This is a genomic window from Crossiella sp. CA198 (genome assembly GCF_052078295.1).
Taxonomy (GTDB): Bacteria; Actinomycetota; Actinomycetes; order Mycobacteriales; family Pseudonocardiaceae; genus Crossiella.
Genome location: NZ_JBQJIM010000042.1, coordinates 41,847 through 64,657 on the forward strand (window position 1 = coordinate 41,847; position 22,811 = coordinate 64,657).

Sequence of the window (22,811 nt, forward strand, 5' to 3'; positions counted from 1 at the left end):
GCATGACGCAGCCAACCCCGGTCGCGATCGTCGGGATGGCCGTGCTGCTGCCCGGCGCCCGCGACCTGGAGTCCTACTGGCACAACCTGGTCAACGGGGTCGACGCCATCACCGAGGTGCCCGCCGACCGGTGGGACGCCGACTTCTACCACCCCGGCTCGGCCAGCGGACCGGCCAAGGCCGAGGAGGTCTACTGCCGGCGCGGCGGCTTCGTCGAGGCGAACTTCGACCCGGTGAGCTTCGGCATCATGCCGAACTCGGTGTCCGGGGCCGAACCCGACCAGCTGATCGCGCTGCGGGTGGCCGCGGCCGCCATCGCCGACGCCGGCGGCCAGCAGAAACTGCCCGCGGCGGACCGGATCGGTGTGGTGCTCGGCCGCGGCGGCTACCTCACCCCCGGCCTGGTCCGCCTGGACCAGCGGGTGCGGACCGCGCACCAGCTCACCAAGACCCTCGGCGACCTGCTGCCCGACCTCGGCGCCGACCAGCTCGCCGCGGTCCGGGAAGCCTTCGTCGACAAGCTCGGCCCGGCCGCGCCGGAAGCCGCGATCGGCCTGGTGCCCAACCTGGCCGCCTCCCGCATCGCCAACCGCCTGGACCTGCGTGGCCCCGCCTACACCGTGGACGCCGCCTGCGCCTCCAGCCTGGTCGCGGTCGACCAGGCCGTCACCGAACTGGCCGCCGGACGCTGCGACGTGATGCTGGCCGGTGGCGTGCACCACTGCCACGACGTCACCTTCTGGAGTGTGTTCTCCCAGCTGCGGGCGCTGTCCAAGGACCAGCAGATCCGGCCGTTCGACCGGCGCGCCGACGGCATCCTGATCGGCGAGGGCACTGGCGTCGTCGTGCTCAAGCGCCTGGAAGACGCCCAACGGGACGGGGACCGGGTGTACGCGGTGATCCGCGGCACCGGCGTGGCCAGCGACGGCCGCAGCGCCAGCCTGTTCAACCCCGAACCCGACGGCCAGGTCCTCGCCCTGCGCCGCGCCTGGCACGCCGCCGGACTCGACCCCGCCGCCCCCGGCTCGGTCGGCCTCCTGGAAGCCCACGGCACCGCGACCCCCGCCGGTGACGGCGCGGAACTCGCCACCCTGCAACGGGTTTTCGGCTCCGACGGGCCCAGTGCGGTGATCGGCTCGGTCAAGTCGATGATCGGCCACACCATGCCAGCAGCGGGCATCGCCAGCCTGGTCAAGGCCGCCCTCGCGCTGCACCGCCAGGTCCTGCTGCCCACCCTGCACTGCGAACAACCCCACGCCGTCCTCGCCCAGACCCGGTTCCGGCCCCTGGACACCGCCCAGCCCTGGGAACTCGGCGAAGGCCAGGAGGTGCGGCGGGCCGCGGTCAACGCCTTCGGCTTCGGCGGCATCAACGCGCACGTGGTCCTGGAAGAAGCACCCTCCACAGTGGACCGGCCGAAGGTCACCGTGACCGAGCCGGAGCGGGTGCTGACCATCAGCGCCCCCACCCCGGCCCGGCTGGCCGAACTCCTCGACCTGCCCGACCACGAGATCCGCGGCACCGCACCGTCCACAGAGGACGGATGCAGGCTCGGCATCGTCGCCCCCACCGCGAAACGGCTCGGCATCGCGCGCAAGGTGGTCGGCAAGCAGGTCGCCTGGCGCGGCCGCAACGACGTCTGGTTCAGCCCGGAACCGTTGCTGGCCAAGGGCGGCCAGGTCGCCTTCGTCTTCCCCGGCCTGGAAGCCGACTTCGAACCCAGGGTCGACGACGTGGCCGCGCACTTCGGGCTCACCGTGCCCGGCCTGGACACCGGCAACGTGGGCGCGCACGGCGCGGGCGTGGTCGGTGTCGGCCGTTTACTCGACACCGTGTTGCGCAAACTCGGCGTGCAGCCCGACCACATCGCCGGGCACAGCGTCGGCGAGTGGACCGCGATGATCACCAGCGGCATCTACGACCAGGACCAGATCGACGAGTTCCTGGCCGGGTTCGACCCGTCCTCGCTCAGCGTGCCAGGGGTGGTCTTCGCCGCCTTCGGCGCAGGCGCGGACCGGGTCACCGAGGTCATGGCCGGCAGGCACGGCGTGGTGCTCTCGCACGACAACGCGCCCAACCAGTCCATTGTCTGCGGCCTGGAACCCGTGGTGAACGCACTCGTCCTGGAACTGCGGGCACGCAACGTGCTCGGCCAGGTGCTGCCGTTCCGCTCCGGCTTCCACACCCCCATGCTCGCCCCCTACCTGGACCCGATCCGGGAAGCCGCCGCCGGATTCCGGCTGCACCAGCCAACTGTGCCGATGTGGTCGGCCACCACCGCCTCGCCCTACCCGCCGCAAGAGCAGGCCGTGCGCGAACTGTTCGTCCGGCACCTCCTGGAACCAGTGCGGTTCCGGCCCCTGGTGCAGGCCATGCACGCCGCGGGCGTGCGGGCGTTCATCCAGGTCGGCACCGGCGCGCTGAGCACCCTGGTCAGCGACTCCCTTGCCGGGCAGGAGCACCTGTCCATCTCCGCGAACAGCCCCAAACTCAGCGGCATGGCCCAGCTCCGTCGGGTGCTGACCGGGCTGTGGGCCGAAGGCGCGCCCACCCACCCGGACCGGCTCGACCCGGCCCCCGCCAAGGTCCGCGCGGGCAAGGAACTGCCCCTGGACCTGTCCGCGACCACGGTCCGGCTCGGCGGCGACCTGCCCGGCGCCATCAAGGCCGCGCTCACCAGCACCCCCAGCCCGGTCCGGACCGCTGCCCCGGCAGGCGAACTCGGTGCGGCCTTCGCACAACTCGACCGGCTCGCCGCCCGATTCCCCCTCGCGGCCGAACTCGGCGGGTTGTTGAAGGACACCGCCGACACCGCCGCGAGCGTGCTCGGCGCCGCCCAGCAGGGCACCGTGACCGCCGCACCCGCCCCGGCCGGACCACTGCGCACCCTGCTGCGGATGTCCACCGAGACCATGCCCTACCTGCGCGACCACGCCTTCTACCGCACCCCGGCGGGCTGGCCGGACGACACCGACGGCTTCCCGGTGGTGCCGGCCACCACGATGATCAAGCACATGATGGACGCCGCCGAACAGTCCGCGCCGGGACAGCGGGCCATCACCGTGCACAACGTGAAACTGTTCCGCTGGCTCGTGGTCGCGCCCCCGGTCGAGGTCGAACTCACCGTCACCCCACTGGCCCCGAACCGGGTCAAGGTGACGCTCGGCCAGAACGCCGAGGCCGAGATCGAACTCGCCGCCGCCTACCCGGCCGCGGACCTGCCGGTGTGGACCTTCGACGAGCCCGGCCAGGCCCCGAAAATCACCGCCCGCCAGCTCTACGACGAGCGGTTCATGTTCCACGGCCCGCTCTACCAGGGCGTCACCTCCCTGGATGCCATTGGCGCGCACCACATCCGCGGCGTGATCACCGTGCCCGGCGGGCCCGGCGCGCTGCTGGACAACGTCGGCCAGGTCTTCGGGTACTGGATCATGGAGAACGTCACCGACAAGCGCGTGGTGTTCCCGATGTCCATGGACCGCATCCGTTTCTTCGGCCCCGAACCCGAACCCGGCACCCCACTGGACTGCCTGGTCAAGATCACCCAGCTGGACGAGACCTTCTTCGGCGGGGCCATGCAGCTGGTGCACGCCGGCCAGGTGTGGTGCGAGATCGACACCTGGATCGACCGTCGCTTCGCCAGCAACGAGAACACCAAGAAGATGGAGCGTTTCCCCGAGCACAGCAGGCTTTCCGAACGCCGGGACGCGGGTTTCCTGGTGGTGTGGGAACGCTGGCCCGATGTGGCCTCGCGGGACCTGATGATGCGGATCTACCTCAACGCCGCCGAACGCGCCGAGTACGACACCACCTCGCCGCGGGTGCGGCGGCAGTGGCTGCTCGGCCGGATGGCGATCAAGGACGCCGTGCGCCAGCAGCTGTGGGACGACGGCGCCGGACCGATGTTCCCGGTGGAGCTGACCGTGACCGGCGAGGCCACGGTACGCGGCCGCAACCCGTTGCCGCCGTTGACGGTCTCCACCGCGCAGGTTGGCCAGGTGGGCGTCGCCCACGTGCGGGACGGCGAGGTCCCCACGGGTATCGACGTACGCAAGGTGCAGGACAGCCCTGGCACCACCGCCTTCGCCGCCGCGCTGGCCGCGGCCGCGCGGGCACACGGTGGCGGCGCGGAACAGTACGAGGTTGTCGGCGCGGAAGGTGACACGCTCACTGTCCGCGGCGCGACCGGCAACACCCCGGTGACGTGGACCGTCATCACCGACCCTGACGGTGAGATCGCAGGCGAGTACGTGGTCGCCTGGACCAAGGACTAAAGGAGACACTGCGGTGGAACTCGCGGAAGCGCCCCTGACGCTCGCCCGGATGACGCACGAGGCCGTGCTGTCCGACATCGGCGTCATGCTGCACAAGGTCCTCGGCGAATACGGCCTGGACGAGGTCGAGGTCACCATGGACTCCACCTTCCACGACGACCTGGAACTGGAGAGCATCGACCTGGTCGCGCTCGCCGGTCAGCTGGAGGAGCGCTACGGCGCCCGGGTCAACTTCGCCGAGTTCATCGCCGAACTCGAACTCGATGAGATCATCGCGCTGACCGTGGGCCAGCTCGTCGACTACGTGGTCGGCGCGCTGGACGGGGGGAACTGACCTTGGCGGTCGTGCAGGCCAACGGCATCCGGATGCACGTGCAGCGGATGGCGGCCCGCAACACCACGGCGGCGAACCCGCCGACCGTGGTGTTCATCCACGGCATCGGCACCGACAGCCTGGCCAGCTTCTACTTCACCCTGGCCGGGCCGGTGGCCGCCGCCGGGCACCAGGTCGTGGCCTACGACCTGCGCGGGCACGGCCGCAGCGAACGCACCGAGCACGGCTACCGGGTCTCGGACTCGGTGGCCGACCTGGCCGCGCTCCTGGATGAACTGGAGATCACCGGACCGGTGCATCTGGTCGGGAACTCCTTTGGTGGCACAGTGTCCTTCAGCTTCGCCGCCACCTATCCCGAGCGGGTGGCCAGCCTGGTGGTGATCGAATCCGAGCCGACCAGCGCGGAGTGGTCGGCCAAGATGGGTGAGCTGCTCGGGCGGGCGCGGGCACAGTTGCAGCACGCCGAAGCCCTCGAATGGATCACCGAGAACCGGGGCGGGCACACCTCCAAACTCGCCAAGGCGGCCGGCCGGATGTTGCACGCCACCGCGATCGCCGACGAACTGCCCACCGGGCCGATCCTGACCGCCGAACAGGTCGGTGGGATCGGGGCGCCGGTGCTCGCGGTCTTCGGCAGTGAATCCGATCTGGTCGCGCAGGCGCCGATCCTGGAGGCCGCGCTGCCCTCCTGTCGCACGGTGATCGTGCCGGGGCAGGAGCACTCGGTGCTGGTCGAGGCGCCCAAGGTGATGCGCGAGCTACTCCTGGACTGGCTTACCGAACACGGCGCGAAGGTCGCGGTGTGAAGGTACTTTGTGTGGTCCCGCCACTGTTCGGGCACGTCAACCCGACCATCGGGCTCGGCGCGGCGCTCACCGCGCGCGGGCATCAGGTGGCCTGGGCGGGGCACCGCGAGTTCGTCCGGCAGCTCACCGGACCGGACGCGCTGATCTATGACTGCGCCGTCCCGGCCGAGGTCGAGGAGCGGCCCGCGGACCTGCGCGGGCCGGGGGCGCTGAAGTTCCTGTGGGAGAAGTTCCTGGTCCCGCTCACCGAGTCGATGCTGCCCGATGTCGAGGCCGCCATCGGCGAGTTCCGGCCGGATCTCCTGGTCGTGGACCAGCAGGCGATGGCCGGGGCACTCGCGGCGTTGCGGCTCGGCCTGCCCTGGGCGACCTCGGCCACCACCTCCGCGGAGTTCACCGATCCGTTGCGGGGCATGCCGAAGGTCGTCGACTGGGTGCGGGAGACGATGGCCGGGATGCGGGCGCGGGCGGCGGTGGCCGCCGAGACCGACCTGCGCTACTCCCCCCAGCTCACCCTCGCCTTCACCACCCGGGAACTGGTGGGAGCACTGGATTCCGCGTTCGACCAGGTCGCCTTCGTCGGGCCATCGATCACCGAACGCCCTGACCGCACACCGTTTCCGTGGGAACGCCTCGATGACCGGGCGAGGGTGCTGATCAGCCTGGGCACCGCCAACGCCGACGCGGGCACCCGGTTCCTCACCGAGGCCGCCGCCGGGATGGGCGAGCTGGCCGACCGGGTGCAGGCCGTGCTGGTCGACCCCGGTGACACCGTGAAATCCGCGCCGGACAACGTGATCGTGCTGCCCCGGGTGCCCCAGCTCGCCCTGCTGCCCCACCTGAGCGCCGTCGTCTGCCACGCCGGGCACAACACCGTCTGCGAGACACTCAGCCACGGCCTGCCCCTGGTGGTGGCCCCGATCCGGGACGACCAGCCGGTGATCGCCCAGCAGGTCACCGACGCCGGGGCCGGGATCCGGCTGCGCTTCACCAGGTCGACCGCCGGGCACATCCGGGACGCCGTCGCCACCGTTCTCGACGAGCCGGGCCACCGCGAGGCCGCCCGGAGCATCGCCGACTCCTTCACCGCCGCCGGAGGCTCCCAGGCCGCCGCGCTGCGCCTGGAGGAACTCGCAGCACCCATCGCCATCGGGAGGATCTCCGAGTGAGCCCGCGTTCCACTGCCCGGACCTGGCTGCGCCGTGGCATCCAGGCCGCGCTCCTGGCCGGACTGGTGCTCGACACCGCCGCCCTGCGCCGCCGCGTCGCCGCGTTGCGCACCCTGCCGGAACGCCCCGCCCCCGGCGACGACCGGTACCGCCTGCTGCACGCCGACGGCGTCACCGTGGACGGTCCCACCCTCAACGCCGCCCGCGCGCACGCCAAAGCCGAGGGCCTGTGCGCCCTCGAACTCGTGCCCCGTGACCTGCCCACCGCGCAGGCCCTGGACCTGCTGCGCACCGTGGACCCGGCCACCTACCGCACCGACCGGCAGGCCAAGGGCGCCGGGGCCTGGCACGCGGTGCTCGCCGACGACGGCGTGCTGCGCGCCGTGGGCTATCCGGCCGAGCACGTCAGCCGGGACGCCGCCGAACTCGGGCAGGCCGCGGCGAAACTGAAGCTGCACGCCCCCGACGGCACCGACCTGGTGGTCAGCCCCCGGCTCACCAGCGCCCCGGAGATCGTCGAGGACGACGCCCGCATCCTGGCCCGGCTGCTCGGCCGCAAGACCGGCGGCGAACTCGGCCCCCGGCTGGGCTGGCTGGCCATCCTGGCCGGCAGTTCGGTGCTCGGCCCCGGCTGGGCCGCCGCGCTGCTGGCCGCCTGGTCCGCGCAACCGGCCGTGGTCTTCGCGGGCAGCCGCAGCCTCAAGCCGGTCGACCTGTTCTCCTACAGTCTGCGCCGAGTGGTGGCCGAGCCGAAACGGTTGCTGGCCGCCATGTCCGAGGCCCGGCTGTCCACATCGGACGATCTGGACCCGGTGACCCGGCTGCGCCCGGACTACCTGGCCGAACTCGCCGACGGGGTGCAGAGGTTCTTCGAGCCGCGCCGCCGGGACTGCCCGTGGTGCGGCAGCGCCAACCTGGTCACCCACCTGAAACTGCCGGATCTGTTGCAGCACAAGCCCGGCGAGTTCACCCTGGACCGCTGCCGGGCCTGCACGCACATCTTCCAGAACCCGCGGCTGACCATCGCCGGACTGGACTTCTACTACCGCGACTTCTACGACGGTCTCGGCGAGGACAAGCTGGACAAGCTCTTCGCCGCCCGCGGCATCGCCTACCGCCCGCGCGCGGAAATGCTCAAACCCTTCGCCGAACCCGAATCCTGGCTCGACGTCGGCACCGGGCACGGGCACTTCTGCAACGCCGCCCGCGAGGTGTGGCCGCAAACCACCTTCGACGGCCTGGACATCACCGAGGGCGTGGAACTCGCCGAGCACCGCGGCTGGGTCGACCGCGGCTACCGCGGCCTGTTCCCGGAACTGGCCGCGGACATCCACGAAAGCTACGACGTGGTCAGCATGTACCACTACCTGGAGCACAGCCGCGACCCGCGCCAGGAACTGGAGGCCGCGCTCAAGGTGCTCAAGGCAGGCGGGCACCTGATGATCGAGGTCCCGGACCCGGAATCCCGCTGGGGCAAGCTGCTCGGCAAGTGGTGGCTGCCCTGGCTGCAACCGCAGCACCTGCACTTCGTGCCGATCGGCAACCTGCGCGAAGCCCTGTCCGAGATGGGTTTCACCGTGGTCGCCGAACAACGCGGCGAACCGCACGAGCCCATCGACCTGGTCGGCGCGGCCTGGAACGCGGTCAACCACTTCGCCCCGCGCGACGACGTGCCGTGGTCGCCGCAACCGCCGACCGCCGGGGCCAAGGCGGGCCGGGCGGCGACGATGATCGCGGCCGCGCCCGCGCTGCTGACCGCGGCACTGACCGACCGGGTGCTGTCCCCACTGTCCAAGCGCTACGGCGGTTCCAGCGCCTACCGGCTGCTCGCCCGCAAGGACTGACCCGCGCGTGCTGGCCTCAGACCGGGGTCAGCACGCGGAAGCGCTGGGCGAGCACCAGGGTGTCGTCGTCCACGGTGAACTCCGGATCGCCCAGTTCGGCCCGCACTTCCGGGCTGTGCCAGAACTCCTCGTGCCCCGCCCGCCACTGCGCCACGGACTCGTCGCCCTCGCCCTCGTCCAGGGCATGCCGGAGGTCGACCTCGGCCAGCCGCAGCACCCGCACCTCGGTCAGCTCGATCACCGCGACCGGGCGGTCGGCCGAGTCGACCACCACCTCCCGCTGCCCCGCCTCGGGCAGCGGCTCGCCTGCGGCCTCATAGCTGAGCACCAGGGCCGAGGTGGTGGTTTTCGCGCCGCCGAGGATGGCCGCCACCAGGCGGTCCCGTAGCGGTCCCGGGAAGCCGAACTCGGCCTTGGGCAGCCCGTCAAGATCCATGCCGGGCACCCTACGGACACCCGGCCGGAGAGCAAGCCGATATCGGGGCATCCACCGAACGGTGGGTCGATCCGACCATCGCCCGATGCTGCCGCGACCGGGCTCGCCGGCGACAGACTTCCGGTATGGCTGGAGACCCGGCGGTCCGGATCCGCGGACTGCGCAAGACCTACCAACGGACCCCGGCGGTCCAGGACGTCGACCTGGACATCGAGCACGGCGAGATCTTCGCCCTGCTCGGCCCGAACGGGGCAGGCAAGACCACCACCATCGAGATCCTGGAGGGCTACCGGGACCGCGACGGCGGCACCGTCTCCGTGCTCGGCGCCGACCCGGCCAAAGCAGGCCTGGGCTGGCGCAGGCGGATCGGCGTGGTGCTACAGGAGAACGGGGACTTCCCCGAACTCACCGTCGGCGAAGTCCTCAACCACTTCGCCTACTACTACCCCGACGCCCGCGACCCGGACGAACTCCTCGAAGCGGTGGGCCTGACCGACAAACGCGACTCCCGGGTGCACCGGCTCTCCGGCGGTCAGCGGCGCAGGCTCGACGTGGCCCTGGGCATCATCGGCAACCCGCGACTGCTCTTCCTGGACGAGCCCACCACCGGCTTCGACCCGGCGGTGCGACGGCAGTTCTGGGAGCTGATCAGCGGTCTGCGCGCCGCCGACACCACCATCCTGCTCACCACCCACTACCTCGACGAGGCCGAGTACCTGGCCGACCGGGTCGCGGTCATCGCCGCCGGGACACTCGTGGACGTGGCCACCCCGCGCCAGCTCGGCGGCCGGGACCGGGAACAGGCCACCGTGGCCTGGACCGACGCCGAGGGCACGCACGAACTGCGCACCGACAACCCCACCCGCACCGTCGGCGAACTCGCCGCCCGCTACCACGGCGACGTGCCCGAACTGAGCGTGCGCAGACCCAGCCTGGAGGACACCTACCTGCGACTGATCGGCGGTGCGCGATGACCACCACCACCTCGGCCCGCGACACCCGCCGGGCCACCGCGCTGGGCATCGGCCTGCGCCGCGGTGTGCTGGAGCTGAAACAGTTCCTGCGGCAGAAGGACACCGTGATCTTCACGTTCTCCTTCCCGCTGCTGATGACCGTGCTCTTCGGCGCGATCTTCCAGCGCAAACTGCCCGGCACCGACGTCGACTTCACCCAGTACTTCCTGGCAGGCATGGTCGCCACCGGCGTCATGGGCACCACGTTCGTGCTACTGGCCGTGGGCATCGCCCTGGAACGCGACGACGGCACGCTGAAACGATTGCGCGCCATGCCGATGCCGCTGAGCGCCTACTTCATCGGCAAGACCGTGCTGGTGCTGGTCGCCTCGATCGCGCAGACCGTGCTGCTGCTGGTCTTCGGCTCCCTGTTCTTCGGCCTGACCATGCCCGCCACCGCCGGGAAATGGCTCACCCTCGGCTGGGTGCTGCTGCTCGGCGTGATCGCCTGCACCCTGCTCGGGGTGGCGATGAGCGCGGTGCCGCGCAGTGGACGCAGCGCCGCCGCGGTGGTGATGCCGATCTTCGTGGTGCTGCAGTTCATCTCCGGGGTGTTCTTCGTCTTCACCGAACTGCCGGGGCCGGTGCAGGCCGTGGGCGGGGTGTTCCCGTTGAAGTGGCTCAGCCAGGGGCTGCGCTCGGTGTTCCTGCCCGAGGAGCTGCAACGGATGGAACCCGCCGGATCGTGGGACCACCCTGGCATCGCGATCGTGTTGGCACTCTGGATCGTGGCCGGTCTCGTACTCTCGGTGGCGACGTTCCGCTGGCAGCGCGCGCGGAGCTGACCGCGGCAGGACAGGGAGGGACCGATGGCCGCCCCAGGGGAACAGGCCTGGCAGTGGCACGCCGTGCAGGCGCTCGTGCTGCTGCTGACCGCGGGCCTGTTCCCGGTGGTGGAAGCGCCCTGGTGGGGTTATCCGCTGCTGGCCGCGGCCTGGCTCTGGTACCTGGTGCTCGGCGCGCCCGCGGTGCGCACCGGCCCCGTGTCAGCCATCGGCAGCCTGGTCTACCTGCTCGGCGCCATCCCACTACAGGCCGCGCTGGTGCTGGCCTCCCCCATCGCGCTGGTCCTGCTACCCGACCTGTTCGCCCAGGTGTTCTGGCTGGTCAGGCAGTTGTGGCTGGCGAATCTGGCGGTCGCGGTGACCACCGTGCTCAGCGGCTTCGCGGTCGCCGAGCACTTCGGCTGGAGCCAGCTCTCGATCCTGGGTTCGCTGCTGGGGGTGGCGGGCTGCCTGCCCGCCACCATCGGGCTCGGCGTGCTGTCCCGGCGGCTGATCGAGGCGGCCGAGGCCAGGGAACGGCTCAACCGGGAGCTGCGCCAGGTCCGTTCGGAGCTGCACACCGCCTACCACCGCGAGGGCGAACGCGCCGAACGGGAACGGCTCGCACACGACATCCACGACACCCTGGCGCAGGGCTTCACCAGCCTGGTGATGCTCATCCAGACCGCGGACGCCCTGGTCACCGCCGACCCGGACCGGGCGCGGGACCAGTTGCGGCTGGCCGAACGCACCGCCAGGCAGAACCTGGCCGAGGCGCGGGCACTGGTCACCGACCTGATGCCGGCCGCACTGCGCGACTCCACGCTCAGCGAGGTGATCTGCCGCCTGGTCCGCCAGCTCGCCGAGGAACTGGGCGTGCCGCACGAGGTCACCGTGCACGGCGGGCCACCGGATCTGCCGCCGGCCACCGAGGCGGTGCTGGTGCGCACCGCCCAGGAAGCCCTGGCCAACATCGCCAAACACGCCGCACCCGGCCGGGTGACGGCCAGACTGACCTTCACCGCGGACGGCAGCACCCTGGAGATCATCGACGACGGGCGCGGTTTCGACCCGGCCGAGGCCACCGGCTTCGGCCTGCCGGGCATGCGGGCCAGACTGGAACGGATCGGGGGCAGCGTGCACATCCACAGCGACCACGGGCAGGGCACCACCGTGCGGATCACCGCGCCATGACCGGGCGAGCGATCCGGGTGCTGCTCGCCGACGATCACCCGGTGGTGCGCGAGGGGCTGCGCGGGATGCTGTCCCTGGCCGGGGACATCGACGTGGTCGGCGAGGCCGCCGGTGGCGCGGAGGCCATCGAGCTGGCCGGCCGGCTACGCCCGGACGTGGTGCTGATGGACCTGCGCATGCCCGATCTGGACGGGGCCACCGCCACCTCGCGGATCACCGCCGAACTGCCAGGGGTCCGGGTGCTGATCCTGACCACCTACGACGCCGACCGGGACATCGTGCACGCGGTGGAGGCCGGCGCCGCGGGCTACCTGCTCAAGGACACGCCCCGGGCCGAGCTGACCGACGCGGTGCGCGCCGCCGCCCGCGGCGAGACCGTGCTGACCCCGACGGTGGCCACCAAACTGCTCAGCCACCTGCGCGCCCCCGCGGCCGGAACACTGACCGCGCGGGAGGTGCAGGTGCTGCGGCTGGTCGCCCAGGGCTGCACCAACGCCGAGATCGGCCGCCAGCTCACCATCGGCGAGGCCACCGTCAAAAGCCACCTGATCAAAATCTTCGGCAAACTCGGCGTAGACGACCGCACCGCCGCCGTCACCACCGCCATGTCCCGCGGCATCCTCTAACCGTGTTGGCCGTTCCGGACGGTGTGTTGGCCGTTGTGGACGGCGAGTTGGCCCAACTGGTACGCCGGGTTGGCCGAAGTGGGCGTACCAGTTGGCCCAAGTGGTACGAGTTCGGCCAAGACTGGGTACGACAACGGCCAACACGTCGGCGAGCGGCCTGCTTAGCGGGTCGCGCGGGCGGCTGTGACGCAGGCGCGGAGCAGGTCGGTGTTCTCCGGCGCCGCGCCGCCGGGGTAGGCGTAGCGGCGGCGGTTGTAGCCGTAGGCCAGGCCGCTGCGTGGATCGGCGAGGGCCAGGCAACCCGCTGCGCCGCTGTGCCCGAACGCGCCCTGTCCGAGGAACGGGTAGAACTCGGTCACAACGCTGAAGCCCAGTCCGAAAGCCTTGTGCACGCGGGAGACCACGTCCTGCCCGATCGACTGGATCTGCGCGAACTCCGCCACGGTGTCCGGTTTCAGCAGCGGTGGCCTGCCGCCGTGGCCCGTGGTGGCCGCCGCGTACAGGGCGGCCAGGCCCCGCGCCGAGGCGACCCCGCCCGCGGAGGTCTGGCCCTGTGCCCTGGCGATCCGCTGGTTCGGGAAGTCCCACAGTTCGGGTGCGTCGGCCCGATGGGTGTTGAACGCGATCGCGGCCAGGCTCTCGGGCCCGCTGTCGTCCGCGTCGATCTCGGCCTGCTGTTCCGGGGTCGGCAGCATCGGCAACGTGGTCACGAACCGCGGCTCCAGCTCCGCCGGCAGCCCAAGGTAGAAGTCGAGACCGTACGGCGCCCGGATCCGTTCCTCGAACAGTTCCTGGATGCTCTGTCCGGTCACCCGCCGCACCACCTCGCCGGCCAGCGCGCCGATCACCCACGCGTGGTAGCCGTACGCGGTGCCCGGCCGCCAGTACGGTCGCTGGCCCACCAGCCGCGCCGCGATCAGCCGGTCGTCGGACAGTTCCGCCAGGCTGAACCCGGCATCCGCGCCGACCACTCCCGCGCGGTGCGCGAGCACCTCCCGCAGGGTGATGTCCTGCTTGCCTTCCGCGGCGAATTCCGGCCAGTAGTGGCTGACCCGCTGGTCGGGATCCAGCACGCCGTCCTGCACCAGCAGGGCCACCACGAGCGACATCGCCCCCTTGGTGGCGGAGAACACCCCGGTCAGCGTGTCGGCGGTGAACCCGGGACCCGTGCACAGGTCCACGACCTTCTCGCCACGCACGTAGGCGACCAGCTGGCCCGCGTAGTCCGCGCGTTCCGCGGCGACCACCTTCGCGAACTCCGCGCGCACGCCCTCGTACCCCGCCGCGACCGTGCCCTGCATGTGGTTCCTCCTCCGACCGGTGACTCGCGGTCAAGATAACCCGGCGGGCCCACCATTTCCGGCCGAATCGCACCCTCTCACCTGCGAGTTTGCTCCGAGAGCAATTCGGGCAGCGGGCCGTAGCGGCGTTCGTCGGCGTGCAGCAGCGCCAGGGCGAGCCTGCGGGAGACCGGGGTGGGCAGCAGGGCGACCAGGCGAGGCAGCAGGTGCGCGCCCGCGGTGTCCACGGCGAGCATGGCGACCAGTAGCGCGCCCAGGGTGTGGCGGTCGGCGGTGGTGATCAGCGCGGCGGCCGGGCCGGTGATGGCCGCCCGGAGTTCGCGCACCGCGGCGGCCGCGCGGGCCGGGCCGTGCGCGCGAACCTGCAGGCGCAGCAGGTTGAACGCGTTGTCGGCGCGGTCACGCTGGTAGGACAGCTGGTCGTGGCCGATTTCCAGCAACGCCAGCCAGTGCCGCAGCAACGCGGTCAGTTCCGGTGCGGGCTGGGTGCCGCGGATCCGGTGCAGCACCGCCCACAGGAGGTGGATGTCGCTGGAGCGGTCGTAGGTCAGGCGCAACAGGTTCTCCGCGTCCGGTTCGGTCTCGCCGAGCAGCAGCCGGGATTCGGCGCGGAAATACCCCGCCAACACGGCCACGGCCGCGTCGGTGTCCGGGCCGGACAGCCCGTGTTCGGCCAGTGCGATCTCGATGCCTTCGCGCCAGGCCGGATCGACCTCCGTGTCACCGGCGCGCTGGGCGGCCTCGAAGGCCAGGTCTCCTTGGTAGACCATGGTTTCCAGGCGGATCAGCAGTGGCCGCACGGCTTCGGTGGCGGCCCGGTCGTACCCGGCGAGCCGGACCAGGAACTCCGACATGGCCACGATCCCGGCCGCCTTCTCGATTTCCCGGCCCCGTCCCGGCTCGCCCGGTGGCACCGGCCGGGTGGCCCGGCCGCGCCGGACCTGCCGCACCCGGCTCACCGTGGACAGTGCCAGCGGCACCAGCACCGGCGCGCCCGCCAGTCCGACCAGCACGACTATTCTCTTGCCCCACATGGGTTCTCCCCCTCTAATCCCAGTCACTGACGGCGGGTAGGGCCCTGGCCGCCGGGGCGGGTGGGCGCCGCGGCACGGCGGTGGCCAGGGTCAGGTTGTGCGCGAGATGGCAGGCGATGGCCGCGGCCAGCCCGCCGGTGGCCGCCGCCGCGGTGAACACGGCACCGGACACCAGGTGGTACGGCAACCGGCGCGGGCCACCACCGGGCAGGTGCAGCAGCGCGAATCCGGCCAGCGCGAGCCCGGTGGCGGCCGGGGCGGGCAGGCCGAGCCGGGTGAGCAGTTCCGGTGCCCCGGCCCGCCACAGCAGTTCCTCGGCCGCCGCGCACAACGTCAGCCGCAGCAGCTCTCCGGCGGGCACTCCCTTGCGCGCCAACGACAACGGCCTGCCCGCCAGCCTGGCCGCGGACAGTGGCATCGCCACCCCGGCCAGTGCGCCCACGGCGGTCCAGCACAGCCCCTGTCCAGTCCACTGTGGACTTACCAGGGCCAGCACCGGCAGCGCGCACAGCACGGTGCCCCAGTCGTAGACCGCCGCGGTGTGCCTGCCCAGCACCCGCCCGGTCACCAGGAGCAGCCACGGCAACCCGAGATGGCCGAGCACCCCGGCCAGCAACATCGTTAGCCCGCCGGGGGTGTGCCGATCAGCACCACGTACACCGGCGCGTCGTCCACCCCGTTGTGATCGGGCAGCAGCGCGGTCAGCGGATCGTCGTCGAAGCCGCCGATGAGCCTGCTCGGCAGCCCGTAGCCGGTGGCGACCAGCAGCAGATTCTGTGCCAGGTGCCCGGATTCCATCAGCACGAACCGCAGTGAGCGCTGCCCGTATTTGAACCGGGACCGCCAGAAGCTGGCGGAGAGGATCAGGCCGAAGGCGGCTTGCCCGGACATCTCCGCCTGGTTGCCGCAGCCGTCGAAGGCGTCCAGGTCGATCTCACCCAGGTCGGCGAGCACGCCGCGGAACGGGTCGAAGTGGTAGAGCCCCGGCCGCAGTCCGGTGACCCGCCGGGCCACCACGTACAGGTCCAGTGGGTACAGCGCGCCGCCGGAGGGGGTGGGCCGGAAGCCTTGGTGCCCTTGCCATCGGTTGATCCCGTAGGTGCGCCGCAGCACTCCGGCCAGCACGTCGAGACCGACCTCGCCGCCGCCGAAACCCTGGGCGCTGCGCCGGGAGTCGAGCACCTGGGCCAGATCGGCGGTCAGTGGGGCCGGTTCGGGCAGTGCCACGGTGGGTCGGCTGGGGTACCAGCGGCCGGAGCGGGCGGCCATCTCCCGCAGTTCGGCGGACTGTTCCAGGGCGACCACGCCGGGCACGTCCCAGGGCAGGGCGGCGCTGTAGAGCTTGGAGGCCTGGAAGTAGTTCTCCGCCGGGTCGTCGATGCCGGGCACGCCGTCGGTGTAGACGATTTCTAGGACGTTGGAGCCGTGGATGCTGCTGTCGGTCACGGACATTCACCCCCAGGTCAGGGAAACGGATGTGGCAGCGGGTTGAGGTGTTCGGTGTCCACAGGGCCGGTCAGGCCCAGCGCGACGGGCAGCTCCCGCAGCCGCCTGCCGCCCAGGAAACGTTGCTGGAAGCCCACATCGAGGGGTTGCAGCTGCGGGGAGAACACCTTCACCACGTGTCCGCCTGCCTCGCGCACGTCGGGACTGGTGACATCCACCGCGAGCAGTTCGACGCCTTGCTCGGCCAGGGTGGACACCAGGCCGGACAGGAGTTGTCCCGGGGTGCCGTCGGGCAGTGCGGGCAGTTCGGCCAGGGTGCGCCGGTGCGGGCTGGCGGTGAGGAATTCGGTGCCAGGGACCATGTCCGGGGAGGTGTAGAGGCCGACGTGGTCCTCGAAGTTGCGCACGGTCTGTTCGTAGTCGCCGTGCGGCGGCACCACCTGGCCCTCGCGTTGCTGGGCCCAGGCCCAGGTGCGGGTGCTGAACGCCTCGAACAACGTCTTGGCCGCGGCCCGCCTCGGCGATCCGGCCGCCGCCGCGCCCAGGCCGATCGGGGCGAGGTCGGTGGCCCGGTTGCGGACCACGCCGAGCATGGCCGGGATGCCGGTGAACACGCTCAGGTCGACCAGGTGGAAGTCCAGTCCGGACGGGGCGGCGTGCCGCCGGATCAGTTCGGCCAGGGCCGGGTCCGAGCCGGGATCCAGCAGTGGCAACGACAATCGGTGGTGCCAGGCCAGCATGAACGCGTCCCGTTCGACGAGTTCCAGGATGCCGGAGACCGCAGCCTCCGCCGGGGTGTTGGCGAAGGCCAGCCCGCTGCTGGTGGGGTAGCCGATCCGGCTGTCGTCGGGCAGGTTGTTGCGCAGGTAGGTCAGTTGCGCGGGCAGCCACACCGCCGCGCCGTCGTGCAGTCGCCGCGATTCGGTCCACCACAACCGGGTGGCCGCGGTGAATGGCACATAGGGGAACCCGGACCGGCCGAACTGCCAGTCCGCGAACAGGGTCAGCTGCCCGGGCTGGACGCAGGTCAGGCCGGCGTCGGTGAGTTCCTCGGCGCTGCCGTAGCGCAACGCCTGCTCCGGCACCCAGGCCGCGCTGTAGCGCTCCACGCCCTCGCCGATCGCGGCCAGCCGCGCGCCGGTGTGGCTGGCGTCCCAGCCGCCGTTGCCCTTGTTGCAGGCCGCGCCGAGCAGCAGCCGGGAGTCGCAGGTCTCGCTGCCCATGGAGTGCGCGTACAGGTCGTCCACATCGTGCATGCGCTCATAGACCCGGCGGACGATGCCGGTCAGCGGGGACAGGTAGATCGCCATCGCCGCCTCCGCCTCGGCGGTGCTGGTCCAGCGATCCGGCCCGGCGCCGGGCCGGTAGGCGGTGGCCGCGGTCATGCCGGGCCGTCCGATCCGGCGGTGAGCAGCTGGTGGAACCAGACCTGCGGATGTCCGGTGTCCCGGCCGGGCGCGCAGCGCGGGCAGCGCGGCACCCGCAGCACCCGGTGCCTGCCGATGCGCAGCCCGTTGAGGTCCAGCTCGACCGTGCTGACGCCGCCGGGCACCAGCTGGGCACTGCGGTCGCCGAGGGCGAGGTATTCCAGGAGCCAGTCCAGGACCAGGCCGGTTTGCACGGCGACCAGGCCGGGGGCGGCGGCCGCGGCGTCCAGGCGTGGGCCGAGCCAGCGGGCCTGGGGCAGTTCCACGGAGAGTCCGGCGTCGGGGAACACCGCGGCCCTGCGCAGCCGGTAGCAGTGGTGACAGGCCGATTCACCAGGCACGATCCACGGGCCGACCGCGGCGCGTTCGCCGTCGTAGGGGGTGACCGCCAGCCACGGGCCGTGGTCAGGGTCGGCCAGGGCCTGCTCGTTCCAGTCGGCCAGCACCGGATCGTCCTCGTGTTCGCCGACCACCACGGTCACCCCGGCCGGATCGTCCTCGCCGGCCAGGGCCAGTCCGGCCGCGGCGACCTCGGTCCGGATCCGCGCGGCCAGTGTCCCGCCGCCGTTGATCCGGACCGTGGCGGTGCGCAGCCGCTCGGCGATCACCGCCCGTTCCACCGCGCGGCCGGAGCGCCGCCACAGGCCGAGCACCACCGGGTCGGCGGTGCCGGGCGCGCCGGTCTCGATGAGCAGCCCAGCCTCGACCAGGTGGTCGATCACCGCGTCGGCGCGGTCCCGCTGGTCCTGGTCCAGGTCAGCGAAGAGCACCGGTTCCAGGACGCCGCCGTCTGTGCGTTCCAGCAGCGCCGCGACCAGCGGCAACAGGCCGGTGCCCGCGCATTTGACCACCGCGTCCCCGGCTCTGACCAGGACGTCCTCCCCCGCGGCCAGCACCCGGGTGCCGGGATCGGTGCGCCAGCTCGCCCGGCTGGCCGACCCGGTTCTGTCCGTGCTCGAACCCTGCACTGTGAACCTCCTGTGTACGACGGTCGGTTGCTCAGCCGCGGGTGGCGGCGAGTTCGGACTGGTAGGCGTGCCAGGCCGCGGGCAGGTAGGCCGCCGGTGGCCGCCCGGCCCGGCCCAGCGCGCGCTCCAGGACCGGGGACACCGCGCGGCGGGCCTTGACCGAGCCCCAGGCCAGGTGGTGGCCGAGGCGTTCCCCGGCCGGGGAGTCGATCCCGGCCCGCCGCAGGGCGTGCAGATACGCCTCTTCCGGCAGGTAGACGTGCCTGCGTGGCGCGTCGGCGATCCCGGCCAGCAGCTCGATCGCCGCGGGCACGCCGAGGATGTCCGGGCCGGTGACCTCATAGGCCCGGCCGCCCCGCCTGCCGGGGTCGGCGGCCAGCACAGCGATGAGTTGTGCCAGGTCAGCGGCGTCCAGCCAGGCCGTGCCCGCGGGCTCGCAGGTGCTGTAGAAGGTGCCCTCGACGGTGCCGTGCACGCAGGCCCTGGCCAGGTCCTGGCCGAGCAGGGCGCAGCGCAGCACCACGGTGTCCGCGGCCCCGTCCAGGGCGGCCGTCTCGGCCTGGGCCTGCACCGCGGGGAAGGTGCCGTCCGGGGCCAGTTCGGCCCCGAGCGGGGAGAGCACCACCCGGGGAATGGCCTGGTCAATGGCCGCAACCTGCAAGTGGAGGTCTTCCTGGGCCAGCGAACAGGCGTCCACGACCACCAGGTCGGCCGCGGCGGGGGTGTCCACGCAGGTCATGCCCGCCGCCTCGGCCAGGGCCAGCCGGACCAGCACCCGGTCACCGGCATAAAAAATGGCAGTTCTATTCTCCGACATGCCCCCCTCAATTCTTCCGGCCAGAATTGGCGATGGCGTCAACCTAGACGAAATGGTCGTCGGCGAACAACAGAGCATGAGACATTACGTGTCAACCGATAGGGGTACACGGGCCTCCACCGAAAGACGACGATCGACCCGTCGATAGTGGACCTCTTACGCCCTCCAACAGATGTCTTGCCCCATTCCACCCGGTTGCGGATATGGTCTGCACCGCAATACCGGTGCACTTTCTTCACCACTGGAGGGAACTGTCATGCAGGAACTTCTGAACAAGGTCGAGATCCCGTCGATCACCATCACCACGCACGGCCAGGAGTCGAGCCTGTTCGAGCCGGCGGCGGCTCGTTGCACCACCACGATCCCGTGCTGCTGCTGCAGCGGCGGCTGATCTCCACCTGATCGGCCGCTTTCCCGCGCCGATCGGCGGGTACACTCCGGTGGCGGCGGAAGCAGTTCCGCCGCCACCGTTCTCGGACTCCTGGGGGGAGTACGCGGCATGCTCCGTCATACTCGAACGCCGTCATCAATTACCGGGCGCGCACACCATCGGCAGCACGCCCAACGCTGGTTCACCGATCCGGGACTATCGGCGGTCAGCACCGCCTATGATCTACGCGAAACAATGATCTCGGCCTGTGTCGCGCTGTCCGTCGGCATTTCCGAACTCGGCCGCACACCGGACCGGGTCCTGGATGTCGGCTGCGGCGGCGGAACAATGCTGGAAATCGCGGCCAAACAACTCCCGGACAGCGCTTTGTTCGGCCTCGACCCGCACCGCCCCTCGATCGAGGCGGCCCGGACCCGGCTGGCAGGCACCGGCGCGGAACTGTTCCCCCTGGCCGCCGGTGAGCTGCCCGGATCGGCCGCGGCCACCCGCATCGGCCGGGCCGACCTGGTGCTGGTGCACCTGTGCCTGGGCCTGTGGACCGATCCGGTGGCCGAACTCGCCGCCGTGCTGGACCTCCTGGCACCCGGCGGCCTCTGCTACGTCGTCGACCTGATCCGGCCGGCGGCCACCGACCCGGCAACCCTGGAACCGTTCCTGGCCGCGGCGGCCACCGACGCCGAACGGGACTACCTGCGGGACCAGGTGACCGCCTCGCTCTCCGCCGCCGAGGCCGCGGAGCTGGCCGAACGGGTCACCAGTGGCGCCGAGGTCACCGCGGAGATCCGCACCGGTGACTTCAACGGCTTCGCCACCGGCGATCCGGCCACCGCGATCGCGCTGCACCTGCTGCTGCGCCGAGGGGCCGGACCCGCCGGGAGAGCCTGACCGGGCGCGACGACGATGGACCTCGACGGACCCGGCCCCCGGCCCCGCCGGGTGGTCGTGCTGGACCGGCGCCTGGTGGTGTGCCTCGGCCTGGCCGCGGTCATCCTGGAATGCCCGAACCTGCTGGTCGTGGGCAAGGTGACCGAGGACGACCGCGCCCTGACCGAGATCGAGCGGCTGCGGCCCGACCTGGTGCTGGCCAGCGCGACCCTGTGCACCCGGGTCGACCTGCTCAGCGCGGTCACCACACTGCGGCACCAGCCCAAGGTGCTGGTGCTCACCGAAACGGAGGACAGCGCCTACGTGCTGCAAGCCCTGCTGGCCGGGGCCAACGGCTGCGTGTCCCTGCACGCGCCACCGCGGGACATCGTGCAGGCCATGCGCGCCGCGGTGAGCGGGCAGACCCCGCTGACCGCGGCGGTGGCCGCCCGGCTGGCCATGGCCGCCCGGACCCCGCGGCGGACCGTGCCGTTGAGCCTGCGCGAGATCGACGTGCTCCGGCACGCCGCGGCCGGGCACACCAACGCGCAGATCGCCAAGGGCCTGTCGGTGAGCGAGGCGACGGTAAAGACCTACTGGCGGCGCATCTTCAAGAAGCTCTCCGCCCAGGACCGCACCTCAGCGGTGACCATCGCCTTACGCCAGAACAGCATCGCCCTAGAGGACTGACCCACCCCCACCCGCACCGTGTTGGCCGTTGTCGTACGCCGAGTTGGCCGTTATGGACGCCGAGTTGGCCCAACTCGTACGCCACGTTGGCCGTTGTGGGACGGGCAAGGGGTGCGGGGTGGGGTGAAACCCCACGACGAGGGTTCTCGCGTGTTCTCCGTACGGCCTGGAGCATGCAGACCACACCCCGATGAGCGGCCCCTGCAACACAATCCGCCGCCCGGCCAACCCAAGGTGACGGGGGCCGCTCATCGGGGTGTGGTTGGCTGGCGGAAGGCCGTACGGAGAACACGCGAGCCCTCGGAGCCACGCTGGATCCGGCCCCGGCAGCCCAAACCCCGCCCCGCAACCCGCTTGCCCGGGTGTTGATCTGCCCCACCCCTCCGGTGGTCTGCCCGGCCGGCGAGGCCATCCCTTTTTGATCTTCGGGTTGACAGTCAAGAGCGAAGATCAAGGGCGTCCTCGCCGGACGGGCAGGAATCAAGGGATGGGAGGAAGAACGAAGAGCAAGAGCAAAGAGCAGTGCTCGTACGGTTCCCCATCCCCGTCAGCCCTCCGATACCAAACCGCATCCTGGCTGACGGGGATGGGGAACCGCTCGGATGGAGTTTGAAAAGCCACCCCCGCTGCCCGTCCCGGGCTTCGCCTGACCGCAGCGACCTACGGCGTCCCACAACGGCCAACGTGGCGTACGAGTTCGGCCAACTCACCGTCCATAACGGCCAACTCGGCGTCCATAACGGCCAACACGCCGGCGAATTGCGGGCCGGGCTGGTGGCCGGCTGGCTAGCGGGCGGCGAACAGGTCCACCCCGTTGCCGTCGGGGTCCAGCACCACCGCGTAACGCTGGCCCCAGAACGCGTCGAACGGCGCTAGCTCACTGTGGTGCCCCAGGCCGACCAGGTGCTCGTGCAGCGCGTCCACCTCGGCCGGGCTCTCGGCCTCGAAGGCCAGGCTCAGCCGGCCACCGGGTGCGGGCGGGGTGAAGTCCGGGGTGAACGAGGCGATCGTCGCCTCGGTGTCCCAGGCCAGCTTCACCCCGCCGGGCAACACGTGCTCCACATGTCCCTCGGCATCGGCCGAGGCTGGCAGGTCCAGGCCCAGCTCCCGGTAGAACGCCAGCGACCTGGCCATGTCCGCGACCACGATGCCGATCACGGCGAAACGTGCCTTCATCCGCTCCTCCTTCAACGTCACGCCCACGCTAGGCCGCCCGGCGGGTTACCGTCTTGAACGAAACGGCCACGACGGAGGGCGGGCGATGAGACACCTTCTGTCAACCTCATGCCGCCGACGGCGGGTGGAGGGCCTGTTGTCGGTTGCGAAGGTGAACGGTTTCGTCGTAGCGGACGCCTCGGGTGAGGCAGTGCCACAGAATTTCCAGCCACCGGTTAGCCAGGGCACGCAGGGCGC

21 protein-coding genes are annotated in these 22,811 nt (G+C 71.4%); 12 read left to right on the forward strand and 9 right to left on the reverse strand.

Translation table 11 applies throughout. The features are described 5' to 3' along the window. Positions 1-2 precede the first annotated feature (2 nt). Genes ACTOWY_RS41605 through ACTOWY_RS41625 form a run of 5 tightly spaced genes read left to right on the forward strand, consistent with a single transcriptional unit; the run spans position 3 to position 8,427 of the window. A complete protein-coding gene (locus ACTOWY_RS41605; RefSeq protein ID WP_441315099.1) occupies positions 3-4,274 on the forward strand; it encodes a beta-ketoacyl synthase N-terminal-like domain-containing protein in 4,272 nt (1,423 codons plus the stop codon). A 34-nt stretch (positions 4,275-4,308) separates the two neighbouring features. After that, positions 4,309-4,608: a phosphopantetheine-binding protein gene (locus ACTOWY_RS41610; protein WP_441315116.1), complete on the forward strand. Its 300-nt coding sequence runs from the start codon at positions 4,309-4,311 to the stop codon at positions 4,606-4,608. A gap of 11 nt (positions 4,609-4,619) precedes the next feature. Then, positions 4,620-5,414 (forward strand): alpha/beta fold hydrolase, encoded by a 795-nt coding sequence (locus ACTOWY_RS41615; protein WP_441315117.1) that lies wholly within the window; start codon positions 4,620-4,622, stop codon positions 5,412-5,414. An 11-nt stretch (positions 5,415-5,425) separates the two neighbouring features. Continuing rightward, positions 5,426-6,583 carry a glycosyltransferase gene (locus tag ACTOWY_RS41620; protein ID WP_441315100.1) on the forward strand — a complete coding sequence of 386 codons (1,158 nt, stop codon included), beginning with the start codon at positions 5,426-5,428 and terminating at the stop codon, positions 6,581-6,583. Beyond that, positions 6,580-8,427, forward strand: coding sequence for a methyltransferase domain-containing protein (locus tag ACTOWY_RS41625; protein WP_441315101.1), 1,848 nt, complete (start codon positions 6,580-6,582; stop codon positions 8,425-8,427). Before ACTOWY_RS41620 ends, ACTOWY_RS41625 begins: the two co-directional genes overlap by 4 nt. A gap of 16 nt (positions 8,428-8,443) precedes the next feature. Here the strand turns inward: ACTOWY_RS41625 and ACTOWY_RS41630 are convergent, their stop codons facing one another. Then, complete coding sequence (locus ACTOWY_RS41630) at positions 8,444-8,863, reverse strand: ASCH domain-containing protein (RefSeq protein WP_441315102.1); 420 nt, start codon at positions 8,861-8,863, stop codon at positions 8,444-8,446. A 125-nt stretch (positions 8,864-8,988) separates the two neighbouring features. Here ACTOWY_RS41630 and ACTOWY_RS41635 point away from each other — a divergent pair, with 125 nt between their 5' ends. The 4 genes from ACTOWY_RS41635 to ACTOWY_RS41650 are packed head-to-tail and all read left to right on the forward strand — an operon-like array spanning position 8,989 to position 12,460. Next, positions 8,989-9,837, forward strand: a complete 849-nt coding sequence (locus tag ACTOWY_RS41635; protein WP_441315103.1) for an ABC transporter ATP-binding protein — start codon at positions 8,989-8,991, stop codon at positions 9,835-9,837. Continuing rightward, on the forward strand, positions 9,834-10,661 hold the full coding sequence (locus tag ACTOWY_RS41640) for an ABC transporter permease (RefSeq protein ID WP_441315104.1): 828 nt from the start codon (positions 9,834-9,836) through the stop codon (positions 10,659-10,661). Before ACTOWY_RS41635 ends, ACTOWY_RS41640 begins: the two co-directional genes overlap by 4 nt. A 24-nt stretch (positions 10,662-10,685) precedes the next feature. Beyond that, positions 10,686-11,834, forward strand: coding sequence for a sensor histidine kinase (locus ACTOWY_RS41645; RefSeq protein ID WP_441315105.1), 1,149 nt, complete (start codon positions 10,686-10,688; stop codon positions 11,832-11,834). Further along, positions 11,831-12,460 carry a response regulator gene (locus ACTOWY_RS41650; protein WP_247764008.1) on the forward strand — a complete coding sequence of 210 codons (630 nt, stop codon included), beginning with the start codon at positions 11,831-11,833 and terminating at the stop codon, positions 12,458-12,460. The genes ACTOWY_RS41645 and ACTOWY_RS41650 overlap by 4 nt, the downstream gene beginning before the upstream one ends. Before the next feature lie 161 nt (positions 12,461-12,621). Here the strand turns inward: ACTOWY_RS41650 and ACTOWY_RS41655 are convergent, their stop codons facing one another. The 7 genes from ACTOWY_RS41655 to ACTOWY_RS41685 all read right to left on the reverse strand — a co-directional run bounded on the left by ACTOWY_RS41655 (position 12,622) and on the right by ACTOWY_RS41685 (position 19,453). Continuing rightward, positions 12,622-13,761 (reverse strand): serine hydrolase domain-containing protein, encoded by a 1,140-nt coding sequence (locus ACTOWY_RS41655; RefSeq protein WP_441315106.1) that lies wholly within the window; start codon positions 13,759-13,761, stop codon positions 12,622-12,624. A 77-nt stretch (positions 13,762-13,838) separates the two neighbouring features. Beyond that, complete coding sequence (locus ACTOWY_RS41660; protein WP_441315107.1) at positions 13,839-14,795, reverse strand: hypothetical protein; 957 nt, start codon at positions 14,793-14,795, stop codon at positions 13,839-13,841. 13 nt (positions 14,796-14,808) lie between these two features. Then, complete coding sequence (locus tag ACTOWY_RS41665) at positions 14,809-15,414, reverse strand: CPBP family glutamic-type intramembrane protease (protein WP_441315108.1); 606 nt, start codon at positions 15,412-15,414, stop codon at positions 14,809-14,811. Positions 15,415-15,416: 2 nt separating this feature from the next. After that, complete coding sequence (locus ACTOWY_RS41670) at positions 15,417-16,241, reverse strand: SagB/ThcOx family dehydrogenase (RefSeq protein WP_441315109.1); 825 nt, start codon at positions 16,239-16,241, stop codon at positions 15,417-15,419. Positions 16,242-16,258: 17 nt separating this feature from the next. Continuing rightward, on the reverse strand, positions 16,259-17,626 hold the full coding sequence (locus ACTOWY_RS41675) for a YcaO-like family protein (protein ID WP_441315110.1): 1,368 nt from the start codon (positions 17,624-17,626) through the stop codon (positions 16,259-16,261). Further along, positions 17,623-18,636, reverse strand: a complete 1,014-nt coding sequence (locus ACTOWY_RS41680; RefSeq protein ID WP_441315111.1) for a TOMM precursor leader peptide-binding protein — start codon at positions 18,634-18,636, stop codon at positions 17,623-17,625. The genes ACTOWY_RS41675 and ACTOWY_RS41680 overlap by 4 nt, the downstream gene beginning before the upstream one ends. 31 nt (positions 18,637-18,667) lie before the next feature. Next, entirely contained in the window at positions 18,668-19,453 is a 786-nt protein-coding gene (locus tag ACTOWY_RS41685; protein ID WP_441315112.1) for a hypothetical protein, read from the reverse strand. Between the two features lie 256 nt (positions 19,454-19,709). Here ACTOWY_RS41685 and ACTOWY_RS41690 point away from each other — a divergent pair, with 256 nt between their 5' ends. From ACTOWY_RS41690 to ACTOWY_RS41700, 3 genes are all read left to right on the forward strand, one after another. After that, positions 19,710-19,844: a hypothetical protein gene (locus tag ACTOWY_RS41690; protein WP_282106362.1), complete on the forward strand. Its 135-nt coding sequence runs from the start codon at positions 19,710-19,712 to the stop codon at positions 19,842-19,844. Positions 19,845-20,078: 234 nt separating this feature from the next. Continuing rightward, positions 20,079-20,729, forward strand: coding sequence for a class I SAM-dependent methyltransferase (locus ACTOWY_RS41695; RefSeq protein ID WP_441315113.1), 651 nt, complete (start codon positions 20,079-20,081; stop codon positions 20,727-20,729). A 15-nt stretch (positions 20,730-20,744) separates the two neighbouring features. Beyond that, positions 20,745-21,398, forward strand: a complete 654-nt coding sequence (locus ACTOWY_RS41700) for a LuxR C-terminal-related transcriptional regulator (protein ID WP_441315114.1) — start codon at positions 20,745-20,747, stop codon at positions 21,396-21,398. A gap of 786 nt (positions 21,399-22,184) precedes the next feature. Here the strand turns inward: ACTOWY_RS41700 and ACTOWY_RS41705 are convergent. After that, the gene (locus tag ACTOWY_RS41705) at positions 22,185-22,574 is read right to left on the reverse strand and encodes a VOC family protein (protein WP_441315115.1); all 390 of its coding nucleotides are present in this window, start codon (positions 22,572-22,574) and stop codon (positions 22,185-22,187) included. Positions 22,575-22,811 lie beyond the last annotated feature (237 nt).

Coding starts and splice junctions, on each gene's coding strand:
- ACTOWY_RS41605 (WP_441315099.1), top strand. CDS start 3: ATGACGCAGCCAACCCCGGTCGCGATCGTCGGGATGGCCGTGCTGCTG.
- ACTOWY_RS41630 (WP_441315102.1), bottom strand. CDS start 8,863: ATGGATCTTGACGGGCTGCCCAAGGCCGAGTTCGGCTTCCCGGGACCG.
- ACTOWY_RS41635 (WP_441315103.1), top strand. CDS start 8,989: ATGGCTGGAGACCCGGCGGTCCGGATCCGCGGACTGCGCAAGACCTAC.
- ACTOWY_RS41640 (WP_441315104.1), top strand. CDS start 9,834: ATGACCACCACCACCTCGGCCCGCGACACCCGCCGGGCCACCGCGCTG.
- ACTOWY_RS41645 (WP_441315105.1), top strand. CDS start 10,686: ATGGCCGCCCCAGGGGAACAGGCCTGGCAGTGGCACGCCGTGCAGGCG.
- ACTOWY_RS41650 (WP_247764008.1), top strand. CDS start 11,831: ATGACCGGGCGAGCGATCCGGGTGCTGCTCGCCGACGATCACCCGGTG.
- ACTOWY_RS41655 (WP_441315106.1), bottom strand. CDS start 13,761: ATGCAGGGCACGGTCGCGGCGGGGTACGAGGGCGTGCGCGCGGAGTTC.
- ACTOWY_RS41660 (WP_441315107.1), bottom strand. CDS start 14,795: ATGTGGGGCAAGAGAATAGTCGTGCTGGTCGGACTGGCGGGCGCGCCG.
- ACTOWY_RS41665 (WP_441315108.1), bottom strand. CDS start 15,414: ATGTTGCTGGCCGGGGTGCTCGGCCATCTCGGGTTGCCGTGGCTGCTC.
- ACTOWY_RS41675 (WP_441315110.1), bottom strand. CDS start 17,626: ATGACCGCGGCCACCGCCTACCGGCCCGGCGCCGGGCCGGATCGCTGG.
- ACTOWY_RS41685 (WP_441315112.1), bottom strand. CDS start 19,453: ATGTCGGAGAATAGAACTGCCATTTTTTATGCCGGTGACCGGGTGCTG.
- ACTOWY_RS41690 (WP_282106362.1), top strand. CDS start 19,710: ATGCAGGAACTTCTGAACAAGGTCGAGATCCCGTCGATCACCATCACC.
- ACTOWY_RS41695 (WP_441315113.1), top strand. CDS start 20,079: ATGATCTCGGCCTGTGTCGCGCTGTCCGTCGGCATTTCCGAACTCGGC.
- ACTOWY_RS41700 (WP_441315114.1), top strand. CDS start 20,745: ATGGACCTCGACGGACCCGGCCCCCGGCCCCGCCGGGTGGTCGTGCTG.
- ACTOWY_RS41705 (WP_441315115.1), bottom strand. CDS start 22,574: ATGAAGGCACGTTTCGCCGTGATCGGCATCGTGGTCGCGGACATGGCC.